This window comes from Pseudomonas sp. GM55, from assembly GCF_000282395.1.
GTDB classification, from domain to species: Bacteria; Pseudomonadota; Gammaproteobacteria; order Pseudomonadales; family Pseudomonadaceae; genus Aquipseudomonas; species Aquipseudomonas fluorescens_CC.
The window spans coordinates 73,175-89,151 of record NZ_AKJJ01000034.1 but is presented as its reverse complement, the minus strand read 5'-3'; the positions used below and the strand labels follow the sequence as shown (position 1 = coordinate 89,151).

Sequence of the window (15,977 nt, the reverse complement as noted above, 5' to 3'; positions counted from 1 at the left end):
CGTTTGTTGAGTAACCTCCGGGCAGCTAAAACTACAGGTCTGATCAGCCGTGACTTTCCGGCTGCACGTGTTCTGTCTTTTGCTTGAGGAGTGACCCATGGTTGCCGCATTGCTTGATCGTCTAGGTGTGAACCCGGCCCTGTACCAGAACGGCAAAGTGCCGGTGCACTCGCCGATCGATGGCAGCAGGATCGCCGCCGTGAACTGGGAAGGCGCGGCTGAAGTCGAGCAGCACATCAGTCGCGCAGATCATGCGTTCGAACTGTGGCGCAAGGTCCCGGCACCGCGCCGTGGCGAACTGGTGCGTCAACTGGGCGATATCCTGCGTGAATACAAGGCCGATCTGGGCGAACTGGTGTCCTGGGAAGCCGGCAAGATCACTCAGGAAGGCCTGGGTGAAGTTCAGGAAATGATCGACATCTGCGACTTCGCCGTCGGCCTGTCCCGTCAACTGTACGGCTTGACCATCGCCTCCGAGCGTCCTGGCCACCACATGCGTGAAACCTGGCATCCGCTGGGCGTCGTCGGGGTGATCAGCGCCTTCAACTTCCCGGTCGCGGTCTGGGCCTGGAACGCCACGCTGGCGCTGGTGTGTGGCAACCCTGTGGTGTGGAAACCATCGGAAAAGACTCCGCTCACCGCATTGGCCTGCCAGGCACTGTTCGACCGCGTGCTGAAAAACTTCAGTGATGCACCTGCGCACCTGAGCCAGGTCATCATCGGCGGTCGCGATGCCGGCGAAGCGCTGGTCGATGACCCACGCGTGGCCCTGATCAGTGCCACCGGCAGCACCCGCATGGGCCGCGAAGTGGCACCGAAAGTGGCCGCGCGCTTTGCCCGCAGCATTCTCGAATTGGGCGGTAACAACGCGATGATCCTCGGCCCGAGCGCCGACCTGGACATGGCCGTTCGCGCGATCCTGTTCAGCGCCGTTGGCACCGCCGGTCAGCGCTGCACCACCCTGCGTCGCCTGATCGCGCATGAATCGGTGAAAGAAGAAATCGTCACCCGCCTGAAAGCTGCGTACTCGAAAGTACGCATCGGCCATCCGCTGGAAGGCAATCTGGTCGGTCCGCTGATCGACAAGCAAAGCTTCGACAACATGCAGGACGCGCTGGAACAGGCTCTGAGCGAAGGCGGTCGGGTGTTCGGCGGCCAGCGTCAGCTGGAAGACAAATTCCCGAATGCCTACTACGTGTCGCCGGCCATCGTCGAAATGCCGGAGCAGAGCGACGTGGTCTGCCACGAAACCTTCGCCCCGATCCTGTACGTGGTCGGTTACAGCGATTTCCAGGAAGCCCTGCGCCTGAACAATGCCGTGCCACAAGGCCTGTCCTCGTGCATCTTCACCACCGACGTGCGTGAAGCCGAGCAGTTCATGTCGGCGGTGGGCAGCGACTGCGGCATCGCCAACGTCAACATCGGCCCGAGCGGCGCGGAAATCGGCGGCGCATTCGGTGGCGAGAAAGAAACCGGCGGCGGTCGTGAGTCCGGCTCCGATGCATGGCGCGGCTACATGCGCCGCCAGACCAACACCGTGAACTATTCGCTGGAGTTGCCGTTGGCGCAGGGCATCACATTCGACTGATGGTCCCCTTCGCTGGCAAGCCAGCTCCTACAGGGCATTGCAAACTTCTGTAGGAGCTGGCTTGCCAGCGAAGCTCTTGTTGTTTGTTAGGTTTCTGTTGGAGTCTGGCAATGCCGTTACGCGAAGAGTGTCTGTGGGAAAAACTGACGCCGCAAAGGCCGGACAATTCGGCCCTCAAGGGTGAGGTCACGGTGGATGTCTGCGTCATCGGCGCCGGTTTTACCGGCTTGTCGGCGGCGGTGCATCTGCTGGAGCAAGGCAAGACCGTTTGTGTGCTGGAGGCCCATCGCGCCGGCCACGGTGGTTCGGGGCGCAACGTCGGGCTGGTCAATGCCGGGATGTGGATTCCCCCGGACGAGATCGAAGCCGGGTTCGGCACGGAAGTCGGCAGCCAGCTCAACCGCATGCTGGGCGCGGCGCCATCCCTGGTGTTCAGCCTGGTGGACAAGTACGACATCGATTGCCAGTTGCGCCGCGAAGGCACGCTGCACATGGCGCATAACGCCCGTGGCGAGGCCGACCTGCGCAGTCGAGAAGAACAATGGAAACGTCGTGGGGCGCCGGTGGAATTGTTGACCGGTCAGGCTTGCGAGCAAGCCACGGGCACCAAGAAGATCGCCGCCGCGCTGCTCGATCGCCGTGCCGGCACTCTCAACCCGATGGCCTACACCACGGGGCTGGCCAAGGCGGCCATCGGTCTGGGCGGTCAATTGTTCGATCATTCTCCGGTCACCCGACTCGAACGCCAGGGCCAGCGCTGGTCAGTGCAAACCGCCCAGGGTTCGGTCATGGCCGAGAAAGTGGTGATTGCCTCCAATGCCTACACCGAAGGCGACTGGACGGAGCTGCGGCGCAATTTCTTCCCCGGTTATTACTACCAGGTGGCCTCGGTCCCGCTGACCGAAGAGGCCGCCCGGCAAATTCTTCCCGGCGGCCAGGGTTCCTGGGACACCCGCCAGGTCCTGAGCAGCATCCGTCGGGATAAAGACGGAAGGCTGCTGCTGGGTAGCCTCGGTAATGGCAATCAGAAACCGGTCTGGTTTCTCAAGGCCTGGGCCGATCGGGTACAGCAACACTATTTCCCGTATCTCAAACCGGTGGAGTGGGAGTGCACCTGGACCGGTCGCATCGCCTTCACCCCCGATCATTTGATGCGCCTGTTCGAACCGGCGCCCGGTCTGGTGGCCGTCACCGGTTACAACGGACGGGGCGTGACCACCGGGACGGTGGTCGGCAAGGCCTTTGCCGACTACCTGTGTAACGGAAATCCTCAAGCGCTACCGATCCCCTTTGCCCCCATGCAGCCACTGGCCGGGGTGGGGTTGCGCAGCTGTCTGTATGAGGCGGGATTCTCGCTGTATCACGCAGGCCAGTGCCTGCGGATCGTGATCTGAATGTTGATTTTTGCAGCGGGAAGCGGCGCTTTTTCGATCTGCAGCTAGCCTGTCAATGGTGCGGGTTGTAGCAGTCCCCGCACCAGCAGTGTGCACTTCGGTGACGCACGTTGTTACAGGCTGGTTGCACGTCGTTTAAAGCCGCGGTTGCAATGATGGCGCAGGCGGGTTGCGCCTCAAAAAAATAATGGTTTTACCTTCCGCGGTTTAGACGGTTGCACGCCCAATGAAAATGGGCCCGAAACAGTCGAAATAACAAGAAAGCAGCGACTTTTTTCAGAATAAAAAACCGATGGCACGGCCCTTGCTCTGAGCATTCAGTGAAGTCGCAGTGCCAATTAAAAAAAACCATGGAGCACCACCTCATGTCCCATACGTTTTACAAGAAAGGCTTTCTGGCTCTCGCAGTGGCAACTGCGCTGGGTGTTTCTGCATTTGCACAAGCTGACGTGAAAATCGGTGTGGCGGGCCCGATGACAGGCGCCAACGCGGCATTTGGCGAGCAGTACATGAAGGGTGCACAGGCAGCAGCCGATGCGGTGAACGCAGCGGGCGGCGTGAATGGGGAAAAAATCGTACTGGTCAAGGGCGATGACGCCTGCGAACCGAAACAGGCTGTGACGGTCGCCAAGGACCTGACCAACCAGAAAGTTGCCGGCGTGGTCGGTCACTTCTGTTCTTCCAACACCATTCCCGCGTCGGAAATCTACGACGAAGCCGGGATCATCGCGATCACCCCGGGTTCCACCAACCCGCAGGTTACCGAGCGTGGCCTGAGTGCCATGTTCCGTATGTGCGGACGTGACGACCAGCAGGGCATCGTGGCCGGCGACTACATTGTCGACGTGCTCAAGGGCAAGAAAGTGGCTGTCCTGCACGACAAGGACACCTACGGCCAGGGCCTGGCGGATGCCACCAAGGCACAACTGATCAAGCGCGGCGTCACGCCGGTGCTGTATGAAGGCCTGACCCGCGGCGAGAAAGACTTCAGCGCCATCGTGACCAAGATCCGTGCGGCCGGTGCCGACGTGGTCTACTTCGGTGGTCTGCACCCGGAAGCCGGTCCACTGGTTAAACAACTGCGCACCGAAGGCCTCAAAGACGTGAAATTCATGTCCGACGACGGCATCGTGACCGACGAATTGGTGACCACTGCTGGTGGCCCGCAATACGTCGACGGCGTGTTGATGACCTTCGGCGCCGACCCGCGTCTGCTGCCGGACAGCAAGGCCGTGGTGGACACGTTCCGCAAGACTGGCTACGAGCCTGAAGGCTACACCCTGTATGCCTACGCTTCGGTTCAAGCCCTGGCTGCCGCCTTCAATGGCGCCAAGTCCAACAAGGGCGAAGACGCTGCCAAGTGGCTGAAAGCCAACCCGGTCAAGACCGTCATGGGCGAGAAGACCTGGGACAGCAAGGGCGACCTGAAAATCTCCGACTACGTGGTTTACCAGTGGGACAAGGACGGCAAATACCACCAGCTGGAAAAACAGAAGTAAGGGCTGGCTTGATCGGCTGAGTTCCACAGAACCCTTGTAGGAGCGAGCTTGCTCGCGAATGCGACAGATCAGTCGACATCAATGTTGGCTGATACACCGCTTTCGCTGGCAAGCCAGCTCCTACGGGGAGCAGTGGTGGCTTGCCTGATCGTGGCTGACATTGCTCCGACGTATATCTGTATTTTTCTTAGAAGAACCGCACAGCCACCTGTGCAGGTTCTCATTGCGTGAGATTGCGTTATGGATGGTATTTTCCTGCAGCAAATGGTCAACGGCCTGACCCTCGGGTCGGTCTATGGCCTGATCGCCATCGGCTACACAATGGTCTATGGCATCATTGGCATGATCAACTTCGCCCACGGCGAGGTTTACATGATTTCCGCTTACCTCGCGGCAATCAGTCTGGCTCTGCTGGCATACTTCGGTATTGAATCCTTCCCCCTGTTGATGCTCGGCACACTGATCTTCACCATCGTCGTCACGGCGGTGTATGGCTGGGTCATCGAGCGTGTTGCCTACAAACCCCTGCGTAACTCCACCCGGCTGGCACCGCTGATCAGCGCCATCGGGATTTCGCTGATCCTGCAAAACTATGCTCAGATCGCCCAGGGTGCCCGCCAACAAGGCGTTCCGACCCTGCTGACCGGGGCATGGCGAATCGATGTCGGGAGCGGCTTCGTGCAGCTTACCTACACCAAGATCTTCATTCTGGTCGCCGCCTTTGTCGGGATGGGCCTGCTGACCTACGTCATCAAGTACACCAAGCTCGGCCGCATGTGCCGTGCCACCCAGCAAGACCGCAAGATGGCCTCGATCCTGGGGATCAACACCGACCGGGTGATCTCCTACGTGTTCATCATCGGTGCAGCCATGGCGGCCCTGGCCGGCGTGCTGATCACCATGAACTATGGCACTTTCGACTTTTACGCAGGCTTCGTGATAGGCATCAAGGCCTTCACCGCAGCGGTACTCGGCGGGATCGGCTCGCTGCCTGGCGCTATGCTCGGCGGGATCATCCTCGGCATCTCCGAATCGCTGTTCTCGGGCCTGGTCAACTCGGACTACAAGGACGTTTTCAGCTTCTCGCTGCTGGTCCTCGTTCTGGTCTTTCGGCCCCAAGGCCTGCTCGGCCGTCCTCTTGTGTCGAAGGTGTAAGCGATGTCTTCAACCACTCATAAAACAATCGATATCAAAAAAAGCCTGGTTGACGCGATTCTCTCCGGCCTCATTGCCCTGATCGTGTTCGGGCCGATCGTCGGCGTCGTCCTCGACGGCTACGGTTTCAATCTGGAGCCGACCCGGGTCGCCTGGATCATTGCCATCGTCATGGGCGGCCGGTTCGCCTTGAGCCTGTTCCTGCAAACGCCCAAGGGCCTGAAAATCCTCGAAGGCTTTGAAGTCACCGGTTCCGGCGTACACGTGCTGGCACCGGACTACAAGTCGCGGCTGCGCTGGGTCATCCCGCTGGTCATCGCGATTGCCGTGGTGTTCCCGTTTTTCTCCAACTCCTATCTGCTGGGCGTGGTCATCCTCGGGCTGATCTACGTGTTGCTGGGGCTGGGGCTGAACATCGTGGTCGGCCTGGCCGGCCTGCTCGACCTGGGTTACGTGGCGTTCTACGCCATCGGCGCCTACGGCCTGGCGCTCGGTTATCAATACCTGGGGTTGGGCTTCTGGACCGTGTTGCCGCTGGCGGCGATCACGGCCGGCCTGGCTGGTTGCATCCTCGGTTTCCCGGTGCTGCGTTTGCACGGTGACTACCTGGCGATCGTGACCCTGGGCTTCGGTGAAATCATCCGCCTGATCCTCAACAACTGGCTGTCCCTGACCGGCGGCCCGAACGGCATGCCGGCACCGTTGCCAACCTTCTTCGGCCTGGAGTTCGGCAAGCGGGCGAAGGATGGCGGGGTGCCGTTCCACGAGTTCTTCGGTATCGCCTACAACCCTGACGTGAAGTACTACTTCATCTACGCCGTGTTGTTCCTGGTGGTCCTGGCCGTGCTGCACATCAAGCATCGCCTGACCCGCATGCCGGTCGGCCGTGCCTGGGAAGCGCTGCGGGAAGACGAAATCGCCTGCCGCTCCATGGGCCTGAACCACGTACTGGTCAAGCTCTCGGCGTTCACCATCGGCGCTTCGACGGCTGGTCTGGCCGGTGTGTTCTTCGCCACTTACCAGGGCTTCGTCAACCCGACCTCGTTCACCTTCTTTGAGTCGGCGCTGATCCTCGCCATCGTGGTACTCGGCGGCATGGGCTCGACCATAGGCGTCGTCATCGCCGCCTTTGTGCTGACCGTGGCTCCGGAACTGCTGCGTGGCTTCGCCGAATACCGCGTGCTGCTGTTCGGCATCCTGATGGTGTTGATGATGATCTGGCGACCGCGCGGCCTGATTCGGATCAGCCGTACCGGTGTGACCCCGCGTAAAGGAGTAGCGCCATGAGCGAAGTCGTACTCAGTGTCGAAAAGCTGATGATGCACTTCGGCGGCATCAAGGCGTTGAACGATGTCAGCCTGAAAGTCCACCGCAATTCGATCTTCGCCCTGATCGGGCCCAACGGCGCCGGCAAAACCACGGTGTTCAACTGCCTGACCGGGTTCTACAAGGCCACCGGCGGCAAAATCGAACTCAATGTGCGTGGTCAGCAGACCAACGTCATCAAGTTGCTGGGCGAATCGTTCAAACCGACCGATTTCGTCTCGCCGAAATCCTTCGCCAGCCGGCTGTTCTACAAGGCGTTCGGCGGCACCCACCTGGTGAACCGTGCCGGGCTGGCGCGGACCTTCCAGAACATTCGCCTGTTCAAGGAAATGTCGGTGCTGGAAAACCTGCTGGTGGCCCAGCACATGTGGGTCAACCGCAGCATGCTGGCCGGCATCCTCAACACCAAGGGCTATCGCAAGGCCGAAAGCGATGCGCTGGACCACGCGTTCTACTGGCTGGAAGTGGTGGACCTGGTGGATTGCGCCAACCGCCTGGCCGGTGAGCTGTCCTACGGCCAGCAACGCCGCCTGGAAATCGCCCGCGCCATGTGCACCCGTCCGCAGATCATCTGCCTCGACGAGCCGGCCGCCGGCCTCAACCCTCAGGAAACCGAAGCGCTGAGCGCGATGATCCGGCTGCTGCGCGACGAGCACGATCTGACCGTGGTGCTGATCGAACACGACATGGGCATGGTAATGAGCATTTCCGACCACATCGTGGTGCTGGACCACGGCATCGTCATCGCCGAGGGCGGACCCGATGCGATTCGTAACGATCCGAAAGTGATTGCGGCCTACCTGGGCGCCGATGAAGAGGAAGTGGTGCTATGAGCCAACCCATCCTCGAACTCAAGGAACTGGATGTGTTTTACGGGCCGATCCAGGCCCTGAAGAAAGTCTCGCTGCACATCAAGGAAGGGGAAACCGTCAGCCTGATCGGCTCCAACGGTGCCGGCAAGTCGACCCTGCTGATGTCGATCTTCGGCCAGCCACGGGCGGCGGACGGGCAGATCCTTTATCAGGGCGTGGACATTACCCACAAGTCGTCGCACTACATCGCCTCCAACGGCATCGCGCAGTCGCCGGAAGGGCGGCGGGTGTTCCCCGACATGACCGTCGAGGAAAACCTGCTGATGGGCACTATCCCTATTGGTGACAAGTACGCCAAGGAAGACATGCAACGCATGTTCGAGCTGTTCCCGCGGCTCGAAGAGCGGCGTACCCAGCGGGCGATGACCATGTCCGGCGGCGAGCAGCAGATGCTCGCCATCGCCCGGGCCCTGATGAGTCGACCCAAATTGTTGCTGCTGGACGAGCCGAGCCTGGGCCTGGCGCCGATCGTGGTGAAGCAGATCTTCGCGACCCTGCGTGAACTGGCCAAGACCGGCATGACCATCTTCCTGGTGGAGCAGAACGCCAACCACGCCTTGCGTCTGTCGGACCGGGCGTACGTGATGGTCAACGGCGAAATCCGCATGACCGGCACCGGCAAGGAGTTGCTGGTCAACGAGGATGTGCGCAACGCCTACCTCGGCGGGCACTGATACCTTTCTGAAATACCCACAGCCCCGTCGAGCAATCGCCGGGGCTTTTTTACATCTCCCATACACCATTACCCCTGTAGGAGCCGGCTTGCCGGCGAAAGCGGTGGATCTGTGCCGATGATGCGGAATGTACCGCCGTCTTCGCCAGCAAGCCGGCTCCTACAGAGGGTAGTGGTGCATGGAAAATGGAAATTGTGGAAAACAATATTCCCAAGCTCCCGAAGCGCGACATAAAGCCGCTGCAAATACCTGTTTTGTCACGGTTTTGACTTGTCCCCGTTTGCTGTGGAGCCGGCTGTGAATAACGTGGGTGTAGCTGGCTGGAGGCCTTTTAATCCGTGGCTTGCAGAGGTGTGGTTGTTTTTTGATCAGGCGCTTTTTCGAAACCTGGAAGTGGCTTTGTCAACTTTTTTCTTGGCGGTGAAAGTGCCGGCGACGAGTGTGAACAAGCCTGTGGATAAGTCTGTGATTAAACTCTGGAAAGACTCGGCTGAAGGCCGTGGTTACTGGCTTGGCGCCATCGCCGGTTTGACCCGTCAGTCATGAAAATCGCTAAGGGCTACACAGCCGGCACTTGAGGGTCAAGCAAAAAAGTTTTAAAACTCCGCGCAAAGCCTTGTGGATAGCGGCTTGCAGCTTTTCCACTTGCCCCCAAAGACTGTGGACCGGCCTGTGGATAACGTGCGCGCACATGGCTACAGGCTACGCAGGTCAAGGGCTTGCCGGGGTTGAGCGTTTTTTGCACAGTTTGAGCGGTGGTTGCCGCTGCGAACAAGGCCGGGCATGCTGCCTGCTGATTTTCTATTCCAATGGCTGGCGATCAGCCGAAGCAAGGAGAACACGATGTCCAACACCCTGTTTATTACCGGCGCGACCTCCGGTTTTGGTGAAGCCTGTGCCCGTCGTTTTGCCGAGGCCGGCTGGAAACTGGTGCTGACCGGCCGTCGTGAAGAACGCCTCAAGGCACTGTGCGCCGAGCTGTCGAAGCAGACTGAGGTGCATGGGCTGGTGCTCGACGTGCGTGATCGCAAGGCCATGGAGGAGGCCATCGCCAACCTGCCGCCATCCTTTGCCAAACTGCGCGGATTGATCAACAACGCCGGGCTGGCCCTGGGGGTTGACCCTGCGCCCAAGTGCGACCTGGACGATTGGGACACCATGGTCGATACCAACGTCAAAGGCCTGATGTACAGCACCCGTCTGCTGTTGCCACGCCTGATTGCCCATGGTCGTGGTGCCGGCATCGTCAACCTGGGTTCCATTGCCGGCAACTACCCGTACCCGGGCAGCCACGTGTATGGCGCGACCAAGGCGTTCGTCAAACAATTCTCCCTGAACCTGCGCTGCGACCTGCAAGGCACGGGCGTACGGGTCAGCAACATCGAGCCGGGCCTGTGCGAGAGTGAGTTCTCGCTGGTGCGTTTTGCCGGTGACCAGGAGCGCTACAACGCCACTTACGCCGGCGCCGAGGCGATTCAGCCGCAAGACATCGCTGAAACCATCTTCTGGGTGCTCAACGCCCCGGCGCACATCAACATCAACAGCCTGGAGTTGATGCCGGTGAGCCAGACCTGGGCCGGGTTTGCGATTGATCGCAAGTCTTAAGACCGAATAGCGGCCAATCGCGGGCAAGCCCGCTCCCACAGGTTTTTGTGTCGTCCACACAACTTGTGTTCACCACGATCCACTGTGGGAGCGGGCTTGCTCCGGGCGGCGCTCCGACGAAGGGGCCGGAACAGACTAAACAGGACATCAGCTAGACTCCTCCCTCAAACAACCCGCCACGCCCGTCGGTCTAGAGGTATCAGAGGAGATGAAGTGAGTAATCGAGGCGAGCAGTCGCTGCTCAAACAATCGACCTTCCTGATGCTCGCCGTGACATTTGCCGGGATCATCACCGGTTTTGTTTCAGGCGCCCAATCCATCCTGTTCGATGGCTTTTTTTCGTTAGTCGCAGCTTTCATCAAGGTGTTGATGCTGATCACCGCCCGGTTGATCGCCAAGGAAAGCAATCAACGCTTCCAGTTCGGTTCCTGGCACCTGGAGCCCATGGTGCTGGTGATCGAAGGCAGTTTCATATTCCTGGTGGCCGTTTATGCGTTTCTCAACGGTGTGTTCGGCATCATCAGTGGTGGCCGCGAGGTCGAACTCGGTCTGGTAATCCTCTATGCGGCGGTGTTTACCGTTGTTGAACTGATTTATTTTTTCTACGTCCGCCATCGCAATCGCACACTCAAATCATCGCTGATCCAGTTCGACAACATCAGTTGGCTGGTGGACGCGATGCTGTCGGCGGGACTGCTGGTGAGTTTCCTGATAGCACTGCTGCTGAAGACTCAGGGGTACGACAAGTGGGCGGTGTATGTCGATCCGATGATCCTGATTCTGCTGGCCTTGGGCATGCTTCCTCCGGCGTTCAAAATCCTCGGGCCGGCATTGCGCGATGTGCTGGGGATCGTCCCGGATCAACTGGACGACAAGGTGCGTCAGGTGATGGAGGTGGCGAAGGTCGAGCATGGTTTCGACGATTACATTTCCTACGTGCAGAAACACGGCAGGGCCTGTTTCATCGAGATTCACATCGTATTGCCGAAGGATTACTGGCTCGATGGTGTGGGGCAACTGGACAGCTTGCGCGAGGAAATTTCAACAAAGCTTGGCGAGCCGGACGCTGCGCGATGGCTGACCATCAGCTTTACCGGGGATCGCAAGTGGATTGAGTGATTGGATTTCACCTTGTGGCGAGATATTCCGCCAACCCGCGATAGCAGGTCGCCAAGTGATAGGGCGTGGTCGACGGCATGTCCTTGCGACTCACTTCGCCCTGCTCATCGCGACACTCATACCAACCGCCCGCATGAAGAAAGCGCTGTTGCAACGCCTGCAATTGGCGTTGCACCGATGCGTCACTGCCCGGGCGCAAGGTCAGGGCACGCAAGTATTCGGCCTGTGCCCAGATGCGTTGGGTTGCGTCGCGAGGGTGGTCGTCCAGTTCCAGCATCGCTCCCACGGCACCGGTCTGCTGATCGACACCCCGTTGCTCGGTGAACGCAAACGCACGCTCCAGCGAGGCATGCAGTGTCGAGCCGCGCAGCAGTGGCGAGGATTGCAACAGGAAATACCATTCGAACTGATGGCCTGGCTCGAACCAGTTATCCACAGCTCCGAGCGGCTTCTCCATCAACACCGCGCGTTGCGGGTCGATGAAGCGCTTTTGCATGGCTGTGCATAACTCGACGAGCGCGTTCTGCACAGCCGCGTCTTCGCGCACCGACAGAGTGGCGAGGAAGGCTTCGGCCAAATGCATCAGAGGATTCTGCAATGGCCCGGAGTCGAGCGAGGACCAATCACGGTCCAGGCTGGCTTCGTACAGGCCGTCGCCCGTGGCGAAGCGCTGCGCCACCACTTCCAGTGCGGCGTTGAGCACTGATTCCACCAGTGGTTCGCGGACCTTGTCCCAGTAATGGGCGCAGGCGAACAGGATGAAGGCGTGGGTGTAGAGGTCTTTGCGTGGGTCCAGCGGCGCCCCTTGTGCGTCGACGCTGTAGAACCAGCCACCGTGCTCGGCATCGTGGAAGTGCCGCTGCAACGAGCGGAACAGCGCGGCGGCGCGCTCCTCGGCACCAGGCACCTGACCGATCAGGCTGGCAAACAGATACAACTGCCGCGCACAGGCCATGGCCCGGTAGCGTTGCGGTGGCAGCGGTTGGTGTTCGGCATCGAGCGCCTCGTAGGGCAACGCCATGTCGGCATTCCAGCCCGGACCTTGCCAGAGCGGCACGATGACGTTCAGGAAGTGCTGTTGCACCGAGGCGAACAGGGCGGTCAATTCAGGCTGAGAGGCGGAGCGGGAAACAGGCGGCATTGGCTGGCGTCGTCACGGCAGGGGCGATTGCGCGACATGTTAGCAGAGAGGCTGGCCTGAGAGAGGCTGTGTCTGTCAGGCCGCCTTCGTCGGAACGCCGCCCGGAGCAAGCCCGCTCCCACAGGGATTCGCGGTGTACATGCGATCGTAACCACACCCCAAAAACCTGTGGGAGCGGGCTTGCCCGCGAAGAGGTCAGGTCAGGCGCCGAGGAATCAACCCGCCAACAACCACACACCGGTCGCTGCCGACGCCGCACCCGCCAATCGCACCAACGGTGCCGCCGCCTGCGGCAATATCCGCACCAGCGCATAACCTGCCGCGTGCAATACTGCCGTCGCCGCGACGAAGCCTGCGGCGTAGGTCCAGGGACTCGACATCTCCGGCAACTCCAGGCCATGGGCCACGCCATGGAACAGCGCAAACAACGCCGTCGCAGCCACCGCCATGCCCAGCGGTGGACGCACCGCCAATGCCACGGCCAGACCCAATGCGAACACCGACGCGGCAATCCCGCTCTCCAGTGCCGGCAGGTTCAATCCCTCAAAGCCCAACAGTCCGCCGATCAGCAGGGTGCCGACAAAAGTGCACGGCAGCGCCCAGCGTGCGGCACCTTGTTGCTGTGCCGCCCACAACCCCACCGCGAGCATCGCCAGCAGGTGATCGAGACCGCCAAGCGGATGGCTGATTCCGGCGATCAAGCCGTTGTCGCCATGCCCCGGATGGGCGAAGGCGAGGGCCGGGGTCAGCAGCAGGGCCAGGGCGCCGAGAATGCGTTTGAATGTCATGGATAAGCTTCCTTGTTGATAAGTCGTAATCAGGCCGCGGTCAGCAATCCCTGGCGTTCGATGAAAGCGATGATCTCTTCCAGGCCCAGGCCGGTTTTCTGGTTGCTGAACACGAATGGCTTGCCGTTGCGCATGCGCCGGGTGTCGCTGTTCATCATCTCCAGCGAGGCGCCGACCAGCGGCGCCAGGTCGATCTTGTTGATCACCAGCAGGTCGGATTTGCAGATCCCCGGCCCACCCTTGCGCGGCAGCTTGTCGCCGGCGGATACGTCGATCACGTAGATCGTCAGGTCGGACAGTTCCGGGCTGAAGGTCGCGGAGAGGTTGTCGCCACCGGACTCCACGAGAATCAAGTCCAGCCCCGGAAAACGGCGATTGAGTTGATCCACGGCTTCGAGGTTGATCGAGGCGTCTTCGCGGATGGCCGTGTGCGGGCAGCCGCCGGTTTCCACGCCAATGATGCGTTCCGGCGCCAGGGCTTCGTTGCGCACCAGAAAATCGGCGTCTTCGCGGGTGTAGATGTCGTTGGTCACGACGGCCAGGTTGTAGCGCTCGCGCAGGGCCAGGCACAGGGCCAGGGTCAGGGCGGTTTTGCCGGAGCCGACCGGGCCGCCGATGCCGACACGCAGGGGTTGTGTGTTCATGTGGTTCTCCAAAATAAGGGGCCCTAGGAACGGAACAGGCGGCTGTATTGGCGCTCATGGGCCATACACGCCAGGGACAGGCCGAAAGCGGCGCTGCCGAAATGATCGGGATCGACTTGACTGGCGTTCTGTTGGGCTTGTTGAAGCAGCGGCAACAGTTCGCTGGTCAGGCGTTGGGCGGCTTGCTGACCCAGTGGCAAGGTCTTCATCAGCACCGCCAATTGGTTTTCCAGCCAGCTCCACAGCCACGCGGCCAGGGCGTCCTGCGGGTTGATCTGCCAGGCGCGTGCGGCCAACGCCCAACCCAGGGCCAGATGTGGCTCGGTGCGTTGTTCGAGGAAGGTGCGGGCGGGTGTGTCGAGTTCCGGCAAGCCGTTGAGCAATTGCTGCAACGAGTAGCCCATCTGCCGGCTCTCCTGATGCAGCTCGCGGGTTTCGCGACTGGCGCGGTGTTCCTCACAGCGTTGCAGCAATTGGCCCCAGTTGTCCTCACTGGCGGCCATGCAATGGGCGAGCAGCAACGGTGCTTCGAAGCGGGCCAGGTTCAGCAACAATTGATCGCTGATCCAGCGTCGGGCGCTGTCGGAGTCGTTTACGCGGCCGTTATCCACCGCCATTTCCAGCCCCTGGGAGTAGCTGTAGCCGCCAATCGGCAATTGCGGACTGGCCAGACGCAGCAGTGCCCAGGCCGGGTTCATGGGCGTACGCCGAACTGGTGCAGTTTCGGTGCGTAGTTGAAGTCTTCATCACCGTGTCGCGAATGATGGTGGCCACCACCATAGGCACCGTGTTCCGGCTGGAACGGCGCTTCGATGTTCGAGGCAACGGCGCCGAGTTGTTCGAGCATGGCCTTGAGCACGTAATCGTCGAGCAGGCGCAACCAGCCGTCGCCAACTTGCAGGGCGACATGACGGTTGCCAAGGTGATAGGCCGCGCGGGTCAGTTCGAAGGCATTGGCGCAGGTGACGTGCAGCAATTGTTCGGGGCGGGCGCAGACACGCACGATTCGCCCGTCTTCGGCTTGCAGGCATTCACCGTCATGCAAGGGCGGCTGGCCGCGCGCCAAAAACAAGCCGACGTCTTCGCCTTCGGCACTGAAACAGCGTAAACGGCTTTTGCTGCGGGCTTCGAACGTCAGATGCAGTTCGGCGGCCCAAACGGGTTGAGGGTCGATTCTGCGGTGAATCACCAGCATCGGAAGGCTTCCAGCAATGAACAATGCTCAGGCTAGAGCAAGGGGCTTGCCAATCGACGTGATGCGTAGGAAATGCCTGATGGGGGCGTAGGACGGTTTTTTTGGCGTGAGGTTTTTGGATGAATTTAGTGCGTTGCTTTTGCGGTGCGCACCAAGATGATGCGATGCGCATCTCTGTAGGAGCGAGCTTGCTCGCGATGGCAGTGTGTCTGTCATATGAATGCTGACGGTGCCGACGCCATCGCGAGCAAGCTCGCTCCTACAGGTTGCTTATTCAGTGCTGCCGAGGCCTTGCCAATGCTTGAGGCCGATAAAGATAAACCGCAGTTGCTGGGTGATTTTCGCCTGGGGCGTCAGGTGCTCGGGCAAGGCTTCGGTTGGCGGATCGATGATGTCTGGCAGGGTGGCGAACACGCTTTTGACGATCAGGTCCGCCATGACGCTCAGGTCGGCGATGTCCAAATGCTGCAGTTTCGGCATCAGTGACAAATCCGCCGCCAGATCCGAACTGATGTCTTCACGCAAGCGGCCGATGGCCTTGCGCACCGGCAGCGAACCGCCGTATTGCTCGCGGGCGAGAAACAGGAACTGCGAACGGTTGGCGCTGACCACGTCGAGAAAGATCCGCACCGAGGCATCGATGATGCCGCCCATCACGAATTCGTTGTGTCGTACCAAGCGAATGGTTTCGCGGAATGTCTGGCCGACTTCGCTGACCAGCACCAGGCCCAATTCATCCATATCGGCAAAATGGCGGTAGAAACCGGTCGGCACGATGCCGGCGGTTTTCGCGACTTCGCGCAGGCTCAGGCTGCCGAATCCTCGGCCGCCGTCCATCAAGCGCCGGGCAGCGTCCATCAGGGCGTTACGGGTCTGTTGCTTCTGTTCGGCGCGGGGCAGCATCGCAAGGGCGTTTTCTGGACTGGGACGCGGCGCACTCTAGCAAATCGGCTTTGCCGGCGTCGAACGACTGTGGG

The 15,977-nt window shown here is 60.5% G+C and carries 16 protein-coding genes; 10 read left to right on the top strand and 6 right to left on the bottom strand.

The features are described 5' to 3' along the window. Nucleotides 1-97: 97 nt before the first annotated feature. The 10 genes from amaB (at nucleotide 98) to PMI31_RS05945 (ending at nucleotide 11,232) form a co-directional block, all read left to right on the top strand. Nucleotides 98-1,588: an L-piperidine-6-carboxylate dehydrogenase gene (amaB, locus tag PMI31_RS05990; RefSeq protein ID WP_008016867.1), complete on the top strand. Its 1,491-nt coding sequence runs from the start codon at nucleotides 98-100 to the stop codon at nucleotides 1,586-1,588. A 110-nt stretch (nucleotides 1,589-1,698) separates the two neighbouring features. After that, nucleotides 1,699-2,982: an L-pipecolate oxidase gene (gene amaA / locus PMI31_RS05985; RefSeq protein WP_008016866.1), complete on the top strand. Its 1,284-nt coding sequence runs from the start codon at nucleotides 1,699-1,701 to the stop codon at nucleotides 2,980-2,982. Nucleotides 2,983-3,347: 365 nt separating this feature from the next. After that, a complete protein-coding gene (locus tag PMI31_RS05980; RefSeq protein ID WP_008016864.1) occupies nucleotides 3,348-4,481 on the top strand; it encodes an ABC transporter substrate-binding protein in 1,134 nt (377 codons plus the stop codon). 240 nt (nucleotides 4,482-4,721) lie between these two features. Next, entirely contained in the window at nucleotides 4,722-5,636 is a 915-nt protein-coding gene (locus tag PMI31_RS05975) for an ABC transporter permease subunit (RefSeq protein WP_008016863.1), read from the top strand. Nucleotides 5,637-5,639: 3 nt separating this feature from the next. After that, on the top strand, nucleotides 5,640-6,923 hold the full coding sequence (livM, locus tag PMI31_RS05970) for a high-affinity branched-chain amino acid ABC transporter permease LivM (protein WP_008016861.1): 1,284 nt from the start codon (nucleotides 5,640-5,642) through the stop codon (nucleotides 6,921-6,923). Continuing rightward, nucleotides 6,920-7,795, top strand: a complete 876-nt coding sequence (locus tag PMI31_RS05965) for an ABC transporter ATP-binding protein (RefSeq protein ID WP_008016859.1) — start codon at nucleotides 6,920-6,922, stop codon at nucleotides 7,793-7,795. Before livM ends, PMI31_RS05965 begins: the two co-directional genes overlap by 4 nt. Next, complete coding sequence (locus PMI31_RS05960) at nucleotides 7,792-8,508, top strand: ABC transporter ATP-binding protein (protein WP_008016858.1); 717 nt, start codon at nucleotides 7,792-7,794, stop codon at nucleotides 8,506-8,508. Before PMI31_RS05965 ends, PMI31_RS05960 begins: the two co-directional genes overlap by 4 nt. Nucleotides 8,509-8,805: 297 nt before the next feature. Next, nucleotides 8,806-9,054 carry a hypothetical protein gene (locus PMI31_RS05955; RefSeq protein ID WP_008016857.1) on the top strand — a complete coding sequence of 83 codons (249 nt, stop codon included), beginning with the start codon at nucleotides 8,806-8,808 and terminating at the stop codon, nucleotides 9,052-9,054. A 297-nt stretch (nucleotides 9,055-9,351) separates the two neighbouring features. Then, entirely contained in the window at nucleotides 9,352-10,113 is a 762-nt protein-coding gene (locus PMI31_RS05950) for an SDR family oxidoreductase (protein ID WP_008016855.1), read from the top strand. A 213-nt stretch (nucleotides 10,114-10,326) separates the two neighbouring features. Next, entirely contained in the window at nucleotides 10,327-11,232 is a 906-nt protein-coding gene (locus PMI31_RS05945) for a cation diffusion facilitator family transporter (RefSeq protein ID WP_008016854.1), read from the top strand. A gap of 7 nt (nucleotides 11,233-11,239) precedes the next feature. Here PMI31_RS05945 and PMI31_RS05940 read toward each other — a convergent pair whose 3' ends face one another. The 6 genes from PMI31_RS05940 to PMI31_RS05915 all read right to left on the bottom strand — a co-directional run bounded on the left by PMI31_RS05940 (nucleotide 11,240) and on the right by PMI31_RS05915 (nucleotide 15,903). Beyond that, nucleotides 11,240-12,373, bottom strand: coding sequence for an AGE family epimerase/isomerase (locus tag PMI31_RS05940; protein WP_008016853.1), 1,134 nt, complete (start codon nucleotides 12,371-12,373; stop codon nucleotides 11,240-11,242). Between the two features lie 215 nt (nucleotides 12,374-12,588). Next, the gene (locus tag PMI31_RS05935) at nucleotides 12,589-13,161 is read right to left on the bottom strand and encodes a HupE/UreJ family protein (protein WP_008016852.1); all 573 of its coding nucleotides are present in this window, start codon (nucleotides 13,159-13,161) and stop codon (nucleotides 12,589-12,591) included. Between the two features lie 29 nt (nucleotides 13,162-13,190). Further along, complete coding sequence (ureG, locus tag PMI31_RS05930) at nucleotides 13,191-13,805, bottom strand: urease accessory protein UreG (protein ID WP_008016851.1); 615 nt, start codon at nucleotides 13,803-13,805, stop codon at nucleotides 13,191-13,193. A gap of 23 nt (nucleotides 13,806-13,828) precedes the next feature. Then, nucleotides 13,829-14,503: an urease accessory protein UreF gene (locus PMI31_RS05925; RefSeq protein ID WP_008016850.1), complete on the bottom strand. Its 675-nt coding sequence runs from the start codon at nucleotides 14,501-14,503 to the stop codon at nucleotides 13,829-13,831. Further along, entirely contained in the window at nucleotides 14,500-15,000 is a 501-nt protein-coding gene (gene ureE / locus PMI31_RS05920) for an urease accessory protein UreE (protein ID WP_008016848.1), read from the bottom strand. The genes PMI31_RS05925 and ureE overlap by 4 nt, the downstream gene beginning before the upstream one ends. A gap of 270 nt (nucleotides 15,001-15,270) precedes the next feature. Beyond that, entirely contained in the window at nucleotides 15,271-15,903 is a 633-nt protein-coding gene (locus PMI31_RS05915) for a TetR family transcriptional regulator (RefSeq protein WP_008016847.1), read from the bottom strand. Between the last annotated feature and the right edge of the window lie 74 nt (nucleotides 15,904-15,977).